At 52.8% G+C, this 20,621-nt stretch carries 19 protein-coding genes; 6 read left to right on the top strand and 13 right to left on the bottom strand.

The window, feature by feature from the left end:
• Nucleotides 1-35: 35 nt before the first annotated feature.
• The 11 genes from JUI81_RS01520 to JUI81_RS01470 form a co-directional block, all read right to left on the bottom strand.
• Nucleotides 36-1,553, bottom strand: coding sequence for an AMP-binding protein (locus tag JUI81_RS01520; protein ID WP_019578930.1), 1,518 nt, complete (start codon nucleotides 1,551-1,553; stop codon nucleotides 36-38).
• Entirely contained in the window at nucleotides 1,522-3,075 is a 1,554-nt protein-coding gene (locus tag JUI81_RS01515) for an AMP-binding protein (RefSeq protein ID WP_019578929.1), read from the bottom strand. The genes JUI81_RS01520 and JUI81_RS01515 overlap by 32 nt, the downstream gene beginning before the upstream one ends.
• Entirely contained in the window at nucleotides 3,076-3,330 is a 255-nt protein-coding gene (locus JUI81_RS01510; RefSeq protein WP_008010488.1) for a phosphopantetheine-binding protein, read from the bottom strand.
• The gene (locus JUI81_RS01505) at nucleotides 3,308-4,918 is read right to left on the bottom strand and encodes a class I adenylate-forming enzyme family protein (RefSeq protein WP_204123515.1); all 1,611 of its coding nucleotides are present in this window, start codon (nucleotides 4,916-4,918) and stop codon (nucleotides 3,308-3,310) included. Before JUI81_RS01505 ends, JUI81_RS01510 begins: the two co-directional genes overlap by 23 nt.
• Complete coding sequence (locus JUI81_RS01500) at nucleotides 4,915-5,892, bottom strand: 3-oxoacyl-ACP synthase (protein ID WP_204123514.1); 978 nt, start codon at nucleotides 5,890-5,892, stop codon at nucleotides 4,915-4,917. The genes JUI81_RS01505 and JUI81_RS01500 overlap by 4 nt, the downstream gene beginning before the upstream one ends.
• Nucleotide 5,893: 1 nt before the next feature.
• Nucleotides 5,894-6,802, bottom strand: a complete 909-nt coding sequence (locus tag JUI81_RS01495; protein WP_204123513.1) for a hypothetical protein — start codon at nucleotides 6,800-6,802, stop codon at nucleotides 5,894-5,896.
• Between the two features lie 10 nt (nucleotides 6,803-6,812).
• Nucleotides 6,813-8,120, bottom strand: a complete 1,308-nt coding sequence (locus JUI81_RS01490; protein WP_204123512.1) for a diaminopimelate decarboxylase — start codon at nucleotides 8,118-8,120, stop codon at nucleotides 6,813-6,815.
• Complete coding sequence (locus JUI81_RS01485) at nucleotides 8,101-8,406, bottom strand: hypothetical protein (RefSeq protein WP_019578924.1); 306 nt, start codon at nucleotides 8,404-8,406, stop codon at nucleotides 8,101-8,103. The genes JUI81_RS01490 and JUI81_RS01485 overlap by 20 nt, the downstream gene beginning before the upstream one ends.
• Nucleotides 8,407-8,872: 466 nt before the next feature.
• Nucleotides 8,873-10,000 carry a hypothetical protein gene (locus JUI81_RS01480; protein ID WP_124299478.1) on the bottom strand — a complete coding sequence of 376 codons (1,128 nt, stop codon included), beginning with the start codon at nucleotides 9,998-10,000 and terminating at the stop codon, nucleotides 8,873-8,875.
• Entirely contained in the window at nucleotides 9,997-10,929 is a 933-nt protein-coding gene (locus tag JUI81_RS01475) for a hypothetical protein (protein ID WP_204123511.1), read from the bottom strand. The genes JUI81_RS01480 and JUI81_RS01475 overlap by 4 nt, the downstream gene beginning before the upstream one ends.
• A 67-nt stretch (nucleotides 10,930-10,996) precedes the next feature.
• Nucleotides 10,997-11,635, bottom strand: coding sequence for a hypothetical protein (locus tag JUI81_RS01470; RefSeq protein WP_204123510.1), 639 nt, complete (start codon nucleotides 11,633-11,635; stop codon nucleotides 10,997-10,999).
• A 433-nt stretch (nucleotides 11,636-12,068) separates the two neighbouring features.
• Between JUI81_RS01470 and JUI81_RS01465 the strand changes: the two genes are divergently transcribed.
• The 6 genes from JUI81_RS01465 (at nucleotide 12,069) to JUI81_RS01440 (ending at nucleotide 18,763) form a co-directional block, all read left to right on the top strand.
• A complete protein-coding gene (locus JUI81_RS01465) occupies nucleotides 12,069-12,695 on the top strand; it encodes a DCL family protein (RefSeq protein ID WP_374707256.1) in 627 nt (208 codons plus the stop codon).
• 855 nt (nucleotides 12,696-13,550) lie between these two features.
• Nucleotides 13,551-15,332 carry a Mu transposase C-terminal domain-containing protein gene (locus JUI81_RS01460; protein WP_204123508.1) on the top strand — a complete coding sequence of 594 codons (1,782 nt, stop codon included), beginning with the start codon at nucleotides 13,551-13,553 and terminating at the stop codon, nucleotides 15,330-15,332.
• A 180-nt stretch (nucleotides 15,333-15,512) separates the two neighbouring features.
• Entirely contained in the window at nucleotides 15,513-16,418 is a 906-nt protein-coding gene (locus tag JUI81_RS01455) for a TniB family NTP-binding protein (protein WP_239077639.1), read from the top strand.
• Nucleotides 16,415-17,224, top strand: a complete 810-nt coding sequence (locus tag JUI81_RS01450; protein ID WP_204123507.1) for a hypothetical protein — start codon at nucleotides 16,415-16,417, stop codon at nucleotides 17,222-17,224. The genes JUI81_RS01455 and JUI81_RS01450 overlap by 4 nt, the downstream gene beginning before the upstream one ends.
• A 4-nt stretch (nucleotides 17,225-17,228) precedes the next feature.
• A complete protein-coding gene (locus tag JUI81_RS01445) occupies nucleotides 17,229-18,290 on the top strand; it encodes a hypothetical protein (protein ID WP_204123506.1) in 1,062 nt (353 codons plus the stop codon).
• Complete coding sequence (locus JUI81_RS01440) at nucleotides 18,290-18,763, top strand: hypothetical protein (RefSeq protein WP_204123505.1); 474 nt, start codon at nucleotides 18,290-18,292, stop codon at nucleotides 18,761-18,763. The genes JUI81_RS01445 and JUI81_RS01440 overlap by 1 nt, the downstream gene beginning before the upstream one ends.
• A 345-nt stretch (nucleotides 18,764-19,108) precedes the next feature.
• Here JUI81_RS01440 and JUI81_RS01435 read toward each other — a convergent pair whose 3' ends face one another.
• Together JUI81_RS01435 and JUI81_RS01430 are read right to left on the bottom strand one after the other, a co-directional pair.
• A complete protein-coding gene (locus tag JUI81_RS01435) occupies nucleotides 19,109-19,288 on the bottom strand; it encodes a 50S ribosomal protein L31 (protein ID WP_374707255.1) in 180 nt (59 codons plus the stop codon).
• A gap of 352 nt (nucleotides 19,289-19,640) precedes the next feature.
• Complete coding sequence (locus JUI81_RS01430) at nucleotides 19,641-20,513, bottom strand: WYL domain-containing protein (RefSeq protein ID WP_204123504.1); 873 nt, start codon at nucleotides 20,511-20,513, stop codon at nucleotides 19,641-19,643.
• Between the last annotated feature and the right edge of the window lie 108 nt (nucleotides 20,514-20,621).

The raw sequence follows: 20,621 nt of genomic DNA, 5'->3' as shown, positions 1-20,621 counted from the left end.
GCGGGAAGTTTTTTATATGTGCTTGCAGGTGGCCATCAGCTTACGGCCAGCGGCTCTTTGTGCTGATCCACCAATTGTTGGCGGTCGATCTTTCCATGCAGTGTCACGGGGAAGGTCTGACAAAAGAACATGGATTTGGGGATCATGTAAGCCGGTAGCTGTTCTGCCAGGAACTGACGCAGTGCGGCGCGGTGGGTTGCACTGTCCTCGCGTAATTGAATAAAAACTTGCAGGTCGATGACCTTGCCTTCTTCCTTGATCGGCACTGCGCAACACTGGGTGACCCCCACATAGCGGCACACACTGCTTTCAATTTCGGCCAGCTCGATACGGTTGCCGTTCAGTTTAAGTTGGCCGTCATCCCGGCCGTGGATAAACAGGGATTGTTCTTGATCCACAAACCCCCGGTCACCGGTGGCGTAGTAACGTCCGAACTCGTCATGGCTGAATGCACTGTTACGCGGGTCATCCTCAGGCAGGTAGCCCAGTGCGACTTGCGGGCCGTACAAACGCACCTCGCCCATTTCGCCTGGGGGCAAACTTTGACCCTCGGCATCCACGATCCTGATCTCGGTCAACCCGCAGGCTGTGCCAAGGGATAGCAGGCCTGAGTTGTGCTCGGGCGGCTGGCCAAGCTCGAAGGTATGGGTCATGCCGGTGGTCTCGGTCGGGCCATAACCGTGCATCACCTCCAGGCCCGGGAAGCGCGCCTGCAACTGGGTCACCAACCCCAGCGAGGCGCGCTCGCCGGCCATAAAGAACCGCTTCAGATCCGGAAACTGCTCCCCGTTGAACAAGGGGTCCTTCAACATCAAATCGACAAAGCTCGGCGTGGAAAACCAACTGGTGACCGGGCTCTGCGGGTAGCGCGACATCAGGCGGATATTTTGCCGCGGCAACATGTTGTGGCGGTGATCCAGCATCAGCAAGGCTCTGCCCTCGCACAGCACCGGGAAAAGATCCAGCAAGCCCATGTCGAAGGAGAAGCAGGCATGGCTCACATGGCATCCGTGTGCGATACCGTCGCGGATCATCGGACTGTACCAAGTCGAGAATGCGGCGAAGTTCTCATAGCTGACGACGACGCCCTTCGGTTCACCGGTACTGCCCGAGGTGGGGAGAATATAAAGGGCTGGCTGGGTCAATTCAGGTTCGAGTGGCAGTGATCCCGGGTCGCCATTTTCCAGGGTCGATGTCACCCATTGTGGCCAGCGATCCAGACCCTCCAGCCTCTGTGGCGTCGCAGTGAGGATCAGCTCGGCTCGGGTCAGCCTGGCAATCTTTTCAATCCGCGGGACGGGGTTGGACTGGTCGGTAAAGCTAAAGCAGCAACCCTGGCTGATACACGCCAGCATGGCTGCCACGGCATCCAGTTGTTTATGGCCGTGAACCAGCACGTTACGGCCAGCCCACGGTGCGAGCACCTGGGCAATCGCGGCGGTGCGCACACCAAGTTCGGCAAAGCTGTAGGTGCCCTGCTCGTTGATCAAAGCGGTCGCGGTGCTCTGATCTTTCAGCCGCTCAAACAGCGGTTTGATTTGCGATGAAAACATATTTTTCTCCGTTTTCCAAAGCCAGTTGGCGGGCAGCTGAACGATCCAGTTTGCCGTTGTGATTGAGTACGGTGCGGGGGGTGCTGTACCAGTAACGCGGGATTGCCCACGGGGGGAAATGGGCTTGCATGGCGTGGCCAAGTTGTGACAGTTCGCAGGTTGCATTGAGGATCACGCAGGCCTGGATTGCCTCTGCGTTGCCCTTGCGCCAATGCGGCTCTACCACCACATCGGCGACCAGGTTGCGGTCGCGCAGGAAGCGTTCGATTTCATGCAGGTCAATACGGTGTCCCTGTATTTTGACCTCGCCATCTTTACGCCCCAGGAAGTAATACCAAGTGCCATCAAACAGGCCGATATCACCGGTGGCGTAAGTGGCTTGCCCATCCTGCCGGCTGAAACTGGCCTGACGCGCAGGTGCAGCATTGAGATAGCCTGGGCCGACACACTCGCCACTGATCAACAGTTGCCCCCGGCCCGAAGCGTCAAGAGGTTGGGTAAGGTGCAGCGCCGCGCCCGGTCTGGCGCGGCCGATCGGCAGGGGCAATGACGAAGCCACCATGTCCGGGGTAATCAACACTTGCGAAGCCGCCACGGTACATTCGGTGGGACCGTACGTATTGAACACCTCACAGCCTGGAAAACGCGCCCACAACTGGGTGACAATCTCTTTGGGCAACGTCTCGCCGCAGAAGATAAACCGGCGTAACTGCGCCAGTGTTTGCGTATTGAAGGTTGGGTCCAACAAGTACAGACGCGTCATCGACGGCGTCGATACCCAGCAGCTCAGCGCCATGTGTGCATGCTGGGCAATCATCTTGCGGGTGTTGATCAAGTCTCGATGGTCGAGCACGGACAGTGGTTGCAGAAACTGCCAGGCGAGCCAGATTTCAAACAGGGAGACATCGAAGCAATACCGCACATTTCCTGTGATAGCCCCATCAAGTGGAAAGTCGCTGCGTATCCAGGCCACGAAATCGACCAGATTGGACAGGCTGATCCGAATGCCCTTGGGTTCCCCGGTTGTCCCCGAGGAAAACATGATGTAGGCCAGCGGGGTGTCGGTCGCGCTGTCGAACTGCCTGCGGGTGTCGTCCAGTAAATGCAGCAGCGCTGCATGGTCATGGTGCTGCCAGGGCAAGGCGGCGAGGGCAATCACCTTGGCATTGGCGGCGCACAGGGGGAGGGCGTCGGTGTTCAGGATCAAGCTTGCCCCGACCGTACGGGCAATCCGTTCCAGTCGCTCGGGAGTGTTGTCTGACTCCACCGGCACAATCGGACAACCACACAGCAGGCAGGCCCACCAAGCCGCCAGAAAATCGAAGGACTTGTGGCCATAAACCAATACCGGCGCCAGAGGTGTCTCGCTTCGAGGCTGCTGGCGGACTATTTCAATGGCGATATCCTGCGCGCGCTGAGCAAGCGCCGCATAGCTGTACGTCAGTGAGTGGTGGCGCCAGGCAGTATGCGGTTGATCCTCAAAGCGCATAAACACCGTTATGAGCTCAGACCAGGCGTCCATTTATGCTGCCCGGCTGGCGAGTTGGAGTTCAATGAAGTTCGACAGGCTGCCCACGGTTTCGAAGTGCTGGAATTCCAGTGTGGCAGGGTCGAGCACCAAGTCCTCGATGCGCTCCTCAAGGTACATGATGAGTTCGATATATAAACCGCTCTCAAACCCCAAGTCGCGCTCCAGGTGAGTCCGGGCACTCAGCTCCGAGAGGTTTGACGTTTCCAGAACCAGCCCGATGGCTTCAATGATGGTTGGCGTATACATGTTGGCTCCCTGTTTGTTGTGTGCTCCCGACGTTCAGGTTGTTTTCCCGGCGCGGTAGAAGGGTGGATAGCTGGCCGCGGTCAACTTTCCCGTTGTTGTTTTTGGGCAAAGCTTCACTGAAGTAATAGCGGTGGGGCCGTTTATAGGCTTCGAGATGGGTCTGGCAAAAGGCTTTGAGCAGCGCAGTGTCCAGGGGAGCAACGCATTCGATACAGGCCACGATTTCATCGCCGTAAACAGGGTGGGCGACACCGATCACTGCGACCTGCAGCACCCCCGGCATGCGCTTGAGTACGCCCTCGACTTCCCTGGGGGCGACTTTTTCGCCATTGGTTTTCAGAATGTCATCGTTGCGCGACAGGAAATAAAGCAAACCATGCTCATCCAGCCGGCACACATCACCGGTATAAAGGACCGATTCGCCGGGCAAGGGGCCTGGCCGCAACTTCTTCGCGGTCTGCTCAGGGTTGCGCCAGTAGCCGCGCATCACGGTTGCCCCACGGATCACCAGTTCACCGGTGGCATTGCTGCGGTGTGCAACGCCTTCATCATCCACGACCCAGAGTTCAGTGTTCGGGATGGCATAGCCCACGCTGTCTTTGTGCTGGGACAACAAGGCAGGGGGAAGCCAAGTACAGCGATGGCACTCGGTCAGCCCGTACATGGAAAAAATCTCGGTTTGCGGGAAGAGCGAGGTCAGCAGATCGATATCACTGGGGTGCAGGGCCGCCGCGGTGTTGGTAATTTTGCGCAGGGAGGAGAAGTCATAGCGTTTGGCCAATGGTGCAATGATCGCCAGCAGCGTGGGAACAATCGGCAGGACGGTGGCTTTGTGCTTGACCAGCTGTTTAAGGGCAAAGAGCGGACGGCTGAAATCCTTTTCGACAATCAGCGTTGCGCCCACCTTGGCCGCCATAATCGCTTGATACAGCCCGTAGTCGAAGCTCATGGGGATCGTGCAGAATATCCGGTCGCTGGCCGCCAATTGCAGATAGCTAGCGACAGAGTCCGCCGCGCTCAGCATATTGCGCTGGGTCAACATCACCCCTTTGGGATCGCCCGTAGAACCCGAGGTGTAGATCAGGCAGGCCAGGTCAATATCCAGCGCACCTTGCACGGGCAACGGCATTGCCGGTGAGAGTTCCGCCATTTGTTGCAGGGACAGCAGTGACGAACCGCTCTCTTGCACGCCGGGCGCTTGATCAAACAGCACTTGCAGATCAGGGTTGCCGGGTGCCGATGCCAGCGCAGTAGCCTGCTCGGCCTGGGCGATCAATAGGTGTGACGCTGCGTTGTCGAGTAACCAGCGGACCCGTGCCAGCGGTGTATCCGGATTCACCGGAACAAACACGGCCTGCAAATATTGCACAGCCCAGAAGCAGACGACGAAATCCACCCCATTGGGCAGCCATACCAATACCCTGTCGCCGCGTTCAACCTGCTGCTGACGCAAGTAGGCGGCGGTATTGATCACGCGTTGATGGAGTGCGGCCCAGGTTACTGCATGCTCACCCTCGATCAGCGCCGTTTTCTCAGGGAACTGGTGTGCAGCCAGCACCAGCCATTGGGTCAAATGGGTTGTGCTCATGTCTCATCCTCATTATTCAATTCAAGAACCATGGCTGCAAAAGTGCCGGCGATGCCGGACGCCACGGCCAGAATGGGGTGAACGGCGATAGCGTTATCGCGGTGCGCCAGCAGGCTTTTCAGGTTGAGGAACGCATCACTGCAAAAGCAATGTCCCAGTTCGTAGAGATGACGACGGTAGATGATGCCCCGGGCAAAACCTGCGCCGTCGGCAATCCTGTCGAAGGTGGGCGGGCTGATGTGGTAAGGGATCAGCGTACGCAGCTCTTGAGGGCGCCGTCCTGCGTACTGCAGTGCGGTGTGTACAGTCTCAAGCATGGTGGGGATAAAGGCGTGATCGTAGGCGTTTTCACTTTCACGATCCGTCGAACGCGTACGTGTGCCGTAGGCAGCCAATTGCTGGACGTGCACGGCGCCCACGCGCAAGGTGCCGGGCGAGGGATTTACGCTGAGCAAGGTCGCGCAAAATGCTTCGCCGAAATAGCCATTTTGATCGACGTATTGCACGGTTTCGTGGAAGCATTTTTCCCCGGTGATCAATAAGCCACAGACGTCATCCTGCCTGGCATGAGCCGCAGTGAGTTTAGCGTTGAGAAATTTCAGCCCGACCAGCGCCGATGCACACGACGCCTGAGAAACAGAGAAAAACTCAAGCTCCGGGCGACCCAAGAATGTACGCAAGTCGCTGGCCAGGACGGGGACCAAGTCAAAAGGACTGGGACAATTCAGAGAGTGCGCCCAGGCCACATAGCCAATGCGCCCAAACAGTACCGGGTCACACTCGGCCTTGAACTGTTGCAACAGCCGCATGATCAGGTCAGACAACGCCTCCCGCTCAAACAGGCTGGCCGACTCCATCCGATGAAAGCGGCCAAAGATCTTGGTGTTGCGCTCACCCCAGGCATATTTCTCCGCCAGGGCGGGCAGGGCGGTGAGATTCGCAGCGACCAGGCTGGTTATCGTGTGGATGTACATATCAGGCCTCCGCCACGAAGCCCGCGCAGACTAGAGACTTACCCTCCGGCAGCACCCATAAAATACGGTAGTTGTCCGTCGCAAGTTCTTTTAACCGGACCCAGGGGGCTGAAGAGAGTAGCGTCTCATCCCAGCTCTCGATGCGGTTAGTTGCCAACTGTGCATGCTGGCGCAACTGTCCGGCAAAACACGGCGTGGTCAGGATCAGCAGGGGCAGAAGGTTTTCCCTGGACGTGAACATATCCAACGTGACGAGCAGGGCATCCAGTGCCTGGTGCGTGGCCGGAAAAGGGACTTTTCGATAGTGTTTAAACGCGATGCTTCCGGGTTGGTCGTCGGTCTGTTCGCCTGGCAGGCCGCTCAACATCACGACGCAGGCGCTGGCCACAGGATTGAAACGGGCCAGGCTTGAGCTGTCATACATGATGGCATCCTGGTCGGCGATCATCAGCAGAGCCTTTTTCCCATGGCCGCCACGGTCCATATCGTCGAGGTAATCCTCAATGACTTGCAACGCCAGAAACGTACTGCTCAGGCCATGATCGCTGATGGCAATGCCAAAGGCGTCGTGGGAACCCGTTTCATGAATAATGGCGTTGGTCACCGAGCATCCGACCTCAACGTCCGGCGTCCAGTGGGCCAGCACCACCAGATCCAGGTCATTGAGCAGGGCCTGGTTCTCCAGCTCCCCGACCAACTGCTTCAGCATCGTCCTGAACGTCAAGTTTTGTGCGGCGCACCAACGCAAGGCATGAAAGTCCTGGGCCTGACCCGTATGGCCATGTGAATGAAAAAAGCCATTGACGAAGCCCTTCACTATGTTCAATTGCCCGTCGTCTACGGGGGGCGCATCGTTTTGCCTTTCAAATTGGCGCCACAGGATATGAGAAGCCGCAAACTTCAGAGACATGGCGATTCCTTCAGGCGTTGGCCAAAGACAAGCGCTGGCACACCTGGGGGGCCAACATGGTGTCTACGCTATCCGCCGTGCGGATCAAAAAAGCCTGGTCATTTTCGACAAGCACTTCTGCCGGGTGACCGAAGCTTAAAAAGCCCACTGGCGATGCACTGGCACCATAGGCACCGGAATGCCCGATACCGATCAGATCCCCCGAACGAAGCTCGGCGAGCATGATGTTTTCGCCCAGCAAGTCAGTGGGCGTACATAGGGGGCCGGTCACTTGATAGCGATGCTGATCGCTGTGCCGGGATGGGCCAAGACGCGCCATCGGGAAATTTCGACGGATCAACGAGTTGATGCCAGCGGCACTGCCGTGGCAGTTGGCGCCGCCGTCACACACGGCAAACCACTCATCACGGGAAGGTTTGAGGTAGTTGACCCGCGTGACAAAGATGCCTGCGCGCGCAATCAGGAAACGGCCCAACTCAATAACGATCTTGCAGCGTGGAAAACACTGACGGTAGTTGTTCACCACAGGTAGAAGTGCCTCTCCCAGGGCGGGCAGGTCGAGTGCTTTTTCTTTGTCGAAATAGCGCACGCCAAAGCCACCACCGACATCCACAAAGTCGAGGTCTATTTCATAGGTCTGCTGAAGCGTTGCGGCCAGTGTCAGAATGTTTTGCGTGTTGTTGGCAAGGGCCTGCCAGTCAAGAATACGGGTGCCAAGATAAATATGGATCCCTGCCATACGCAGTTGCGCAAGCTGCCCGAGAGCAGCAAATGCCTGCGGCAGCAGTTGTTCATCGATACCAAATTGCCGGGGCTTGCCGCTCATCACCAACTTGGCTTTTTCGCCGGAGAAGTCGGGGTTGATACGCAGGGCAATGCTCTGGATTACCCCCAGGCCAGCGGCAATATCATTGAGTAGAACCATTTCTTCGATGGATTCGACCACCACGGCTTTAATGCCGGCAAGGCAACACTGCGTCAACTCATTAATATGCTTACCGGGCCCGACGAAAATAATATCGCCCGGCGCCACGCCTTGGCGTAAAGCAATTTCCAACTCCACCAGAGAACAGACTTCGCAGCCCGTCCCGGCCTGATGCAATAGCGCAACCAGCGTTTTATTCGGGTTGGCCTTAAGGGAGTAGAAATAATCTATGCCTTGGGGAAGGGTGCGTTTAAGTTCTGCAAAGTCTGTTTTTATCTGTGTGGCACTGTACGCATAAAAAGGCGTGGGTACTTTATCGGCCAGCAACTGATAGGGGATGTCTTCAATTCTGTCGGTGTTGATACATTGACTATCAGGAGCAAAAGCTGACATGGCTGAATTTTCCGTTTAATAACGATTCGATTCGTTTGATATCTTTAAAGTTATCGAACAAATCGTCGTCGAGAATATCGAAGAAACTCTCGGAATTACCTGCAGTGTCGTCGACCCGCTCACCAATTGCTGTGATAAGGCCGACCAGATGTATGGAGTCCAACAACCCCTGCGGGCCGTAGATTTCGGCACCGTGGTCGATGGCCTGTAACTTATCGTGGGCAACGCCCAAGTTCTCCAGCGATGAGAGAATGAATGTCCGTGCCGTTTTTGATGAAAAGCTCATGAATGTGACACCCCTTTAAACGTCGTAAGAGTGATCATATCCGTGGCGGACACTGAGATTTGCTTGAGATTGCAGCAGGAATTGCCGCAGAATTTATTGGTCCCCCCCATTTTTTCAATACTGATTAACGAGCGATGTGATTGAACTTGCTCAAATCTATTCGGCGTTTATTTGGAGCACGACCCAGCGCCACTGCTCCAGTCGCGAAATGACCGGAAATTAATAACTATATGATTTTATTAATTAAAAATGCTTTCTGTGAAAAATCACCGCACTTTTTCCGGGAATGTCCGGTGAAGAAAGCAAATGTTACGGGAATGTCCGCTCATTAATTTTCCTGTTTTCGGGAATGTCCGCTGATTAATTCAGAGAGTTCTACAGCCACGCTTAAAGTGGTATGAACAATAGAAACAGCGCAGCGCTCTAGGCATGGAAAATAGAGCGCTCGCTTTGGTAGCCGTCTTGATCAGGCCGCTGCTGCGGGTATAGATAGCTTTTTGTAGGTCTCGATTTTCTCGAACTCCAACTCCCTCAAGATGGTTTCTTTCGCGTCATTCTTATCCATCCCTTTGCCGATGTGCTCGAAATTGATCTTCTTGATCTTGAGTTCGATTTCGCTCTCGGTGTTCGACGCTGATGAATACTCCGGAAAACCAAATGAAATGATGCAGTCACCGTCTAAGCCCGAGGTGCTGAACCGAAACTTGGCATCAAGGCGATACAGATGCAGGCTCGGATGGTAGGTCGCATCCGAAAGGAATTCGGATCCTTCAAGGGCCACACCTCTTAGATCCAGATTACGGATACGCTCTTTCATCCAATCCAGGCTTGAAGGGAGCGTTTTTTCCTCGTCTGGTGCGAGTCCAAGGTCAACGATTTCCACGAACGAAAGGGTCGCAAGGCGGCTGTGCTGCGTCAGGCCTAGCAGATACGCGAATCTGTTCTCATTGGTGAAATCTGCGAAACGGATGGGCCGTATTTTTTCAGCCTCTTCGATCTGCTTCTTGGCCTTCAAATGCCCGATCAGATGCTTGGAGATCGCCGTATTCGTAAATTTGGTTTCTGGTGCGGTGTAGGTGCTGATGATGATCAGCTCATCCTTTCCCTTGTTTTTCTTGAATTCAATGGACGCCTTGAATTGACGGCGAGTGTCAGCCCAGCTCTTGGATCGGTCGAGACGTTCTATCGTGAAATCCATTCTCACCGTGTCAGGATCACGGTCCACTGGATAAAAATTGGGCGCGCCAATGACTTTAAAATTTTCGAAATCGAGATCCAGAATCCTGTTCACGTTTATGTCATCGGGGAAGCTTTCCAGCAGCGTGTCAGCACCCTTCCATTTGATGGTTTGGGTGGTGATCTTGGGGTTGTCTTCTTTGGTCGTATAGGCTTGTTGTAGCTCCGAAAACTCGCTTGGCCTGATCAGTGAGAGGGTCAGCGCCGGGATGCTCTGCTCTTTGTCCTGTGCGCAGGTAAAGACGCCCCGTTCACGCAAGACGTTTTTGATGTCGCCTTTTGAGATATGGGGCTGAATCAGGTAGGTGCGAAGCGCCTCACCTTGGGGGAGGACGGCTGCGAAATTCTCTGTCGTCATTGAGAAATACTCCGGAAATCCTGAGAGTAACGAGTGACCTCAACCGTCTGTGCGACCTCCTTGTTGCTGATCATTGCTTTGACCATTCCGACATCCTGTTCATGTTTGGCAAAGCTGTAATCCGCGAAGGAAATTTCGATTTTTCCTGGAAACTCCGACCCTATGGAAATGCTGAAGCCAACGAGACGGCTCAGGGCTTCTGAGCTGAAGTTGTCCTGGCAACAAATGGTGAGGCTTTTCACTCCGTTCTGTTGAACGACGAACGGGACGATGCCGCTGTTCAGGTACTCAGGTGGCAAAACCGTGCCTGAAGTCATGCGGGTGGAGGGGCTGATATTTCTTCCCGTTGAGGGGTAAAGAAACCTTACGTTCTCACTGCCGTACCGAGACCGCGTGTAGGTGATGCTCTCGTAGAGAAAGCTCGCCCGGTAATTGTCCACCACATAGATCGTGTTGTAATTGAGATCGTCGATACCTTTGCTAGCCGCAATTTTTCTTACTACATCCATGTCAGAGGGATCTTTGTCATTGATCCAGAACAGCACGCCGGCAATCTGCTCGGCGCTTATGCCCTGATAGCCTGAGTTGATCATCTTCTTCTGAGCGGAGCGTCGGTAGCACTCCAACGCCATTGCGAGGTCTAGAAAATAGTCTTTGAATTTATTCGCAGGCGAGGCCGGGTACGCATTGCTGCTGTACTTCGAGGACACGAGCAGGTGTTTCAGCACCTCGTCTTCCAAAGGTGATACACAGGGAAACAGGAAGTCCACGCCGTGAGATCGTCGAGGAGCGGTTCCTTGACTGTGTTCGTGCCCTCGGTAGCAATCAAGGTCGATGCCCGTCAGAGGTGCTTTCCAGCCAATCATGTTCATGAAAGCGGCAACGACGTCTTCACCGTGCTCACCGAGTTTTTTTGACCATTCGCCCATCACTGACTCCTATAAAAAATTTGAGCTTCCATGCAACAGATGGATACCTCGAATAGTTTTGCCAAGCTTAAAGATGGTCAGCGATCGTTGCGGCATGCCGCATGATTCGCGCTGACAAACTAAAAACGTCTCCCGCAGTGATTTTGTGCTGTTCTGCCAGATCGAAAACCTTTTCAGTGTCAGCTTCCCTTCCGGAGCCGGGATCAGGGTACCGACCGGCCCAGGTTACGAAATGGGTAAGTCCAATCAATATGGCGTTATCTTTTTTCGACAGATCAGGCACGAATGCCGCCAGGTCATGGAGTCGGTGGTGACGAGTTTTTTTCTCGATCGCAACATAGCCCTCAATACCTTCCCTCATGATGATCATCCCTTTGAGACAGATCTCCAGGCTGTAACCCACCAGCATGAGAGCGATGGCGCAATATTGGCTTTCTGAAGATGCGCGTATCGAAAATGGCATCGACTCAAACCCTTGCTCAGTCATGAGTACCGCATAAGCCGCTTCCGACATCGCGTTGGCCTGCGACAACCAGAGAATTGGATTCTTAAGGTGTTCGCTGGTCGCCGGCACTGCTGGATCTATCGAGTAACCGGCACGCTCACATGCGACAGCCCATTTGATGTGCGCCAATGAGCTGTAACCCAATGGATCTTTCGCAAAGTCTTCTCGCCCGGGTGGAAAGACGCGCTTGGATGTCTTCATATCTTTGAAAGAAGTCCTGGGAAGTCGGATGGCATTAGGCGTGGTTAATCCTGTAAAGACGCTTACCTAGGTTGCGAAACCTGTCTCACTATTGGCCTGTTGGCGAACAGACACATAGCGATCCATCGAAACTCATTGGTAGGCAATATTTCGTCAAACCGCTCTGCGCTTTAACGCAGCAAGCCTGCTAAACGCGCCCTGATATCGCGCCCACGGCAACCTTGACGGCCCCTGTTTGGCGATGACACATTGCCATCAATTTATCACGTGTTTGGTTTTCCGTCCGGGGTATACGAGACGCGTATGGCCAAAAAACGGATGTAGAAATCCATCAAAGGTGGGGCAGGTGGAGGGGCTTACTGTCCACTCGAGTTTGATGAAAGTCAGCTCAACGTGAGAGCTCTCTACGGATAGCTGAGGAGAAAAGGATGTTCTGGCTCGGGCATTTTGGGTACAAATCAAAGCAGGACTTGCTGGACAAGCTCAAGGCGTTTCTACAGGACGCCCCCAAGGACGCGTCAGCCATGAGGGAGCGGATCGCAAACTTCGCTTGCTCATTGCGATGCATCCAAATGCAGACAGAAAAATTGGTCTTGGTATCGATCATTTTAAAATTGTCCGCAATGCGCGCGGTGCAGGCCAAGGCATTCATATTGTTCGAACGGATGGAAGTGAGGAGCCGTTTTCTTACAAGCGGTGCATTTCGGGCGTCATGCAGTCTGCGCATGGAAAGGTCTGTGAGGCATTACGATTCGCTGTCCAGCCTCAGCTCAAGCAATACAGAGAGTCCATTACACTGCCTGTGGAGTGCAAGCTCAGTGGTCTGCGTGTTGAGCGCCGCCGAGACTTACATATCGATCACGCTCGTCCTTTCTGGCGCTTACTGAAAGACTTCTGTACGGAGCATGGGGTTGATCTATCGACGTTGGAAACCACCGGTAGCGGAGAGTCTCTGCAGTTGGTGGATGAAGACGTCGCACTGGCATTTGAGCGTTATCACCGCGAGCATGCAGTGCTGCAGCCGTCCCTCAAGAGTGCGAATGCAGCCAAGGGCGGTTGAAATTCAGTGCAACTTGATCCAGGCCCAGGTTCCTTTCTATCGTGCTGAGCTTGAAACTGCTACCCAGCTCGACTGCGATTGCAGCAGTAACCGTCCTTCGAGGCATTGAGAGGCTGATGTCCGCAGATTCATTGGGCTTCAGCAGCTCCTAATGTGTTTATCTGTCCCGCCGCAGGCACGCATAGCCCCACCCCAGGGGAGATCGTCTCTTCGGCGGCAACGCCGTCGCCTGCTCTGTGACTCCAAAGAATACTTTCAGCAGGTAAGTGGCCTCAGTTCGGTGGTACGCCAGGTAGCGTGCCTCCGAGGCGCGTGGTTCAATTCCGTTTGGTGTTGTACCAATATAACTATAATTCGATACTTCAGAATCACTGCAAACATCAATATATATATTATTCAAACATCTCGCCCGACAAGTCCGGTTTCAAAACGAAATTTCAAGTTTTTTTATCGAAAATATTGATTGTTTCAAGTCGAGTTTGAATGTGATGCTTCAATCAGGCAAATCGGAAGTTGTAATCGTAAGCGATTAAGCCAAAAATTGAAGCCTGAATAAAATTAGAAATAAAGTGCCTCCGAATTTCTAGAAGCCGCGATCTAGACTGTTTTCTGTTTAAAAATAATCTAACTCCAAATCAGATTTACTATTTATTTCTTCGGCTGTTAGTGCTTTTGGCCGGCCAGTTGCGAACTTGGATCGGATGAGATTTACTGATTTTGCTTCGATGCAATCGAAGCGAAGAACAACCGCTCTTTAACAGCCTAATGCAATAGATCAAAGTCCAGCATGACGGCGTCGTGCGGGAAACAAACGCGCCGCGCAGGAGGGACTTCATTCTTTACGGACAATCATCAATGAAAAACATCACTGAGGAACACATTTCGCGGGCCAAGGCGACATTGAGCTCAAAGAGTACCGTTAGCGAAGTAGGGCGGCACAAGTTGGCCGCAACACGGTATGCAATCTTAAAGGACTATAAATCTGGCCATCTGAATGCCAAGAAAGCAATGAGCATGCTTGGTGTACAGAAAACAGTGTTTTACCAGCTGCTTAGACGCATGGAAGGTTCTACCAGCTACCGGACAATCGTAACCGACAGCCCGGGACGTAAAGACGGCCTGATGGTGGCAAATTCAGAGGTGCTAAAACTCATCGAAGAGATGTTTTTAGAGCACTGGCCGGATTCGAAGAAGATCTCAGTTGTTTGGAAAGCTTGTCAGACGCAGGCGGACAACAGGAGGATGCTGCGACCCAGCTACCACACTGTCAAACGTTGGATTTATTCCAAAGGCGAGGCTTTGCTTTACGCCATGTCGCACTCCACTGACCAGACCAAGCAACGGTACGAGGCCAGGGCAGGGTACAAGGTCACTACCAGACCTCTGGAGTGGGTGCAGTTCGACCATACCGTTGTTGATCTACTCGTCGTGGATGAAAACGATCGTAGCGTCATCATCGGGCGACCATGGATCAGCCTCGCTGTGGATCTACACACCCGTGTGGTTCTGGGGTTTTATCTGTCGTTCCTGCCGCCAAGTGCCGTCTCGGTGGCCATGCTGATGGAAAGCTGCGTTTTGCCCAAGGATCAGTTTCTCGCGAAGCTGGGACTCCCTGCGCATTTGCTGCCGATGTACGGCTTACCCGAAGTCATTCATACCGACAACGCGAAGGAGTTTATCTCCGATGTCTTTGTTCTGAACGCCAAGGAGTTTGAAATCGACGTTCAGCACCGTGATATCCCCAAAAAGCATCAAGGGGGTCACATTGAAAGTCTGATTGGGAAGCTGATGCTGAATACGATTCACGGGCTGCCTGGCAGTACGGGATCGAACACTGTCCAGCGCAAACATCTTAGGAGCGCGAAGCGCGCAGGCATCACGCTGACAGGCCTGCGGGAGATCCTTTGTTATCAATTCCATGCCTATCACCACACCAAGCATTCGGCGTTAGGCAAAACCCCGGATGAAGCGTTTACCGGGTATTTCGCGAAACATGCTGGTCCCAGGTTGCTTGATGTGGCGCAGCACGAGGAGTTCAAGTACCGGTTTTATCCCGAGATCCATGACAAACAGATTGTTCCTGAAGGCATTGAGCTGTTTCGCAGGTTCTACTTCAGCTCAGCGATCAAGAGTCGAGTCCGTGAAAAGGTGCAGGTCAAGTACGATCCGTACGACATCAGCTTCATCTATGTAAAGCTGGATGGCATCTGGACGAAGATTCCGTGTTTGAGGAACAACTTTAATAAAAGCGCCGATTTTGAAACATACCGTTGGCAACGGCAGCAAAAAAGGGACCGAGACGGCACGATGACCAAGGCAGGAGCGCAGTCATTCGGTGAAACGCACAAGGTCAAAAAAGCAGAGGTGAAACTTACCACTCAGGAGAAACGCAAAAGGAAAGCGGAAAAGGGTAAGGAGGACTACAAAGAACAAGCGTCTACTCATAAAAAAGCTCCCATTCACAAAGACCTCAATACGTCCCTGAAACCAGGAGCGACCACAACGACAAAATCAAATCCGAAAGGCCAAAAAAAAGAGGCGTCCAACGTGTACAACATTAGCAAATTGTTTCCATCCGAAACCACTGTTGATTTCGATGATGCACCACTGGTTATCTATGACAGTAACACCCGTTAGTCGCACTATTCGCCCTTCATCCATCAAGCGATGGGGCGGCATCCTCTCATTCGATCTGTTGCATGAATCTAATTAGCATTAGATACACGCGGTGCATCACCCACGTGCATACACGTTTGCATAGATTGAAAGCCCTGTTCGTCTGAACAGATTCTTAACGTTAAAACATGAGGCATTTTTATGTCAAAGTACCCGCACGTCCACATTTCGGCATTACAGCACTTTGATAAGTCTGATGAAGATAGACTCTTGGCGTGTGCCAATGATTTCTGGGTTCATCATCCGAATGCACAAAAAATCCTCTTGAGGGTGCAGATGGCCATGAAAACAAGGAACAAGATTAATGCGCCCAGCATGTTGATCATTGCGCCTCCAGGCGGAGGGAAATCGGCTTTGATCGATAAAATGAAAATGGATAATCAAACTTCCGAAAACAAGATGATCTTCGTCACCATGCACCAAAGCCCGAATGGATACTCGCTTCGCGATCTTATTCTGAGTGAGATGGGGCTTGGAGTCGGGCGAAGGGCTCGACAAGGCGACAACATCACCCCTGAGATGCAGTACAAAATTCGTACGGAGAACATCAGAGGTATTGTGATCGACGAAGTCCATGATGCGTTGACACTGACTGAAGTCCAGCAACGAATCAACTTGTCGCTGCTGAAAAATCTTTCGGGCTCGACCTACGGCTTATCAGTTTTTGCCTTTGGGATTCCGGATGCTGCAAAGGTGCTTCGCCGCGATCCGCAATTGGAGCGGCGTTATCCGGTGGTGTCGCTGTCTGGCTGGGACAACGGCCCCGAGTTTCGCAGCTTTGTGGCGACTTATATCCTTCATTTGCCGTTGAAGAAACCGACGAATTTCAATGATCAAATGCTGTTTTTGAAGATCATGGAGAAGGGTGGTGGCCTTATGGACAATGTCGTCAAGATTATCCAGGCCTCCGCTATGGCCAGCATCCTGGATGGCTCAGAGCACATCAATCATCGCCATCTCGATAACATCGAAGAGATCATGGCCAACTTCAACTACGCGCTTTCGATCTCTGGTCCGGAAGACGCAGACGAGGCTGGCGCAGCGTGAATTCGGATGCACGTCGCGATATCGCTCGCAGCGTACTGGAAGGCCGTCATGGCTTCCAGTTTCGCTGGGACTCATGGAATCAAGCGCATGACGCGCTTGATTCCATATCCAAGTCAACAGCAGGCGCTGTCGTTATGGTGCGAGGTCCGACTGGAGCTGGCATCACCAGTTTATTGGACGCGTTTGTCGCCACTCACTCAACGACGGTGATTGTTGTTCGGCACGACATATTCTTAAGCCGTGTGAATCTGGTAGATCGGGTTCAACAGATGGTTTTTCCTACCAGCGAATATGGATGGCTTAAACAGGTTCCGAAGAGTCTGGTTGAATACGTAAAGCTGACCAACCGCAGGACAATTGTTATTGATGACGCAGAAATCATCATTAACGAAAGAGATTCACTGGGAAATCTAATTGACGACATGTGCAAATTCGCCATGAGTGCCGCTGGGATGCAGGTCATATTTTCAACGCGCCGGGTCCCTCTACAAAACCTGTTCTGCAAAATTAAAGCCGTTCAAACGGCTGATATTTCTCTAAGCGGCACGCTGACGACCCAAAACTGGGTCGACCTGAAAGATCAGTTTTGTCACTGGGCCGATTCTCGATACGGTCTGAACATCCGGGGACAGGGCGAGGATCTAATCACGACAGCAATTGCTCCACTTGAAATTGCACTAGCGATGTCAATGCTCGAATTGCTCTATTGCGCAGCGCTTCTTCGCGACCATTTGCCGACTAAGAGGCTTGGGGCGCTGGCCATGGAAGATTTGAAATGGGAGGTGCAACGTGTCGTGTACGGTTGAGTCAATGCAAAATGACAATGCAGCCATCCTGCTTCAAGGCGCGCGACGTCTGGAGCGGTTGGGAATCAGCAAACCCATTGCTGGAGAAAGCCTGTCGTCCTGGAGTTATCGGTTTAATCTGCAAATCAATGGGCCCATATTCGATCATCCAATGTATGTTTCGGATGCTCGCGGAATTGAACAGCGTGATGCCCCTGATTCATCCGGGATCAGATTTTTTGACCCCGACGAAGTGGCCCCCAACGATTGGGTAGACAACTGCACCCAAATCCTAGGCGTTCCTCGCCAATGGTTCGAAAACCAATTTCCTGCTTTTGAGCGCCCCTACACGCCTTTGCGGTATCGACGAGCCTTCTGTTACCAATGCCTTGCGCAGAGCGTGCAAGCGACAGGGTTGCCTGCATGGAAGTCAGACTGGCGGCATCTTGCGCAACCCATGTGTAGCGTGCATGCCGTTCCACTACTAGACGCGCCCGTTTCAATCGCGCTGGCGTTTGATCACCCAGTGCGCGCGTTTACCTGGTATTGGGATTCATCATATGCCAAGGATCGCCACTCACTCATTTGCAATGCCTGGCCGCTTCGTAATGCCTTCGCTTTTGACGTGCAACGACGCATTGATGCTCTTCGTGCAAGCGCACCTGATCGTACGGAGCGAGCTCTGATTGATGGATTCATGTTGTCTCTCATGCGAGCGGTCATGATGCCTTGCTTGCATTATGCCTTTCCTAAAATTGCGCTTTTAGATTGGGGCGGACCGAACGTCTATCACCGTGATGCTTTCTATCTGAATTTTTACCAAGAGATTTATCGCGCAACGTCTATTGCAAGAGTTTGCGCACTTTACCTCAGTGGGCTGCTGCTGGGATGGATTACAGAAGAAGAGGGGAGATCGACCAGTTCCGAAGGGTTTTTTACACCAGCTCGAGCGCGGGTGATCTGGGAGCTGATGGAGAGGCATTTCAACCTACTCACGTTGCTCGGCGACGAGCTTCGTCGTTATGAAAGTAGAAGCCTTAACATTTCAATGCTTGCTGATATTCCTCGCTGCTGGAGGCCAAAATAATGAAATATGTGTTTGCGTGGTACTGGCGCCCGACATTTCGTGTCCATTTGCCCGGCGAATATGCGAACTACGCCATGATCGTGTGTTTGCAAGTGAACGGAGTCACTGGTGAAATATTGTCCTACTCGATTACCTTTGGAGATCAGGTTACAAATGTCCATCGGATACCGTTCGTGAAACATGACAGTGGCGAGCTATTCGCCAAGACCAATGCTTTACGGATGGACTATAAAAAACATCTTTTCAAGCTTGACACTGACTCCCTCAGAAGTTCGTTATGCCCTGTTCGTTTCAGTAGGACGGATTTTAATGGCGATTTTGAAAGGAGGTGGTTGCGAACTTTCTATGATTGGCAGCGACATGAACTGGAGCAGGTGGCTGACCCCTACAACATCATGCTGGGTACGCTGAAGCAGATGTTGGAATGCGCTATCCGTCGAATGAATAGTGAGACGTTTGCCCAGGCCCTTTAGAGCTTTTCATCAATGCTAAATAGGCCTTGAACATTCCTGCAGCATGGTGACGAACAACCACCGTCGGACGTGTTTTGGCTCAATGGAGCCGATGGAATGTCGGGCGACTCTGGCGGCTCAATTTGCATCAGCGCCATCAACGACCGTGATCTAAGCACCGACTGCTTCAATGTCTTTAAAATTGGTTTCAAGGTTCCTGCACAACTGAACATCCCAGCAGGACCCAAGCGTGGAATCCGCTATTGGCCTCAAGCACTGTCGACGGCCAAAAAAAGCAGCCCCTTGAATCAGAGGGCTGCTAGAGATTGCTGATTGGCAGTTGAAGAAAGTCATCCATCAGGACCCTTAGCGTGCGCTAAAGGCTGCAAAACGTTTGTTGAAGCCCGCAATTCGCCCCTCGCTGGTCGCTTTGCGTTGCTGATGTGTGTACGCGGGATGCGAAGCTCGACACATCCGATGCGACATAAGGGTAAGTGTTGCCGTCGCTGTGCTTAGGCGTGCTGCTGATGTGTGGGGTAGAACCAATGAGAAAAATGCTTCCGCAGCGATGTCGTGAAACAGCACTGGACGATAGGTGTTTTCCACAAGCCGTCGTTACCTGGGGACGGACGCAGGATCAGTGCGCTGATGCGTCGCTAGGCTACTGCTGGAAGTCGGATATTTAAACGAGAGCGCCTACAGACATTCAACAAAGTTTTCTAGCCTGGGTGAGTGCTGAGTCCAACAGGGAGCAGGATCCATCACAAGGGGTTGAGCAAACCTGTGCGTTTTGTTTACACATGAATGCCCAACGGCAGCGATGCGTCACTCGATGCTTTTCGTTGATCACAGCAATTTTTTCTCAAGTTTTACCAGCCCGAAGCCCTGGCTACGCCGACTAATACAACCAGGGCTGAAGCTCTTCGAGGTTGGCCACGACCAGTTGCTGTGCACTCGGCTTGGCATGCACCTTGGTCGCATCGATCTGGTATCTCTGTAACACGTACTGCACCAAAGCACCGCGTGTTCGAATCTCGAGCTGGCCGTTCTGCATGCCGTAATCCGCGGCCAGAATTTCTCGCTGCTCAGGCTTGAGGCGAGAGTCAGGTTCAAGGATGACGGTCATTGACGTATTCCAACCTCCATCCAGCTCGCGGCTGTGTTCTGACGGCTCATTCATGAGTTCAGGGACACCCCGAAAGCGGCTGAGCACAAAATCACGATATTCGCGGTTTTTTTCGCAGTAAGCCCTCACATGCCAGCGCATCCCGGTGTAGATCAGCGTGTGAGGCGCGATCAGGCGTGTTTCGCCAGCTGGTGTCCTGAAAGACACGTAATCGACCTCAAATCTCAATCGCTCGCGACAAGCCTTGAGCAGTGGACGTAGCACTTCTGGCCTGATTGACCGATCCGGTACATCCAAGACTTCTATGTGCGCGTACGCAAGGCTCAATCCCTCGATATGCGGAGCACGTTCGTGGTTTTGGTTCAGCAGTTGCAGATAAGCATTAGCGCTGTCGGAAATGAACAGCGGGACGAAGCTGCGCGTAGGTACATAGCCTTTCAGGCGCTTATCGTATGACAGGTTTTTGGGCGCATGCTCGTTGATGTAGGTGTTGATGTCCTTGGACGCCTGTTGCCGACTAATACCGAAACTCTGCATGAGATGGTTCGTGGTCAAACGACCTTCCCACCATGCCACCGTTTCAATCAATCGGTAGCGCAGCGCTAAATCCCAACGTACAGATTCGATTGTTTGCCTACGCTTCATTGAAACCTCATCTGCATGAAAAGTTTACCTGTACAGGTAAACACTCTAGATATGTCGATTGACTTTACATACCGTTGATTTCAGGCGCAAGCATGCGAAAGGCGGTGT

The organism is Pseudomonas sp. 008 (assembly GCF_016861935.1).
GTDB lineage: Bacteria > Pseudomonadota > Gammaproteobacteria > Pseudomonadales > Pseudomonadaceae > Aquipseudomonas.
Note: the sequence above shows the minus strand (reverse complement) of the source record. Positions and strands in the feature narration are given on the sequence as shown.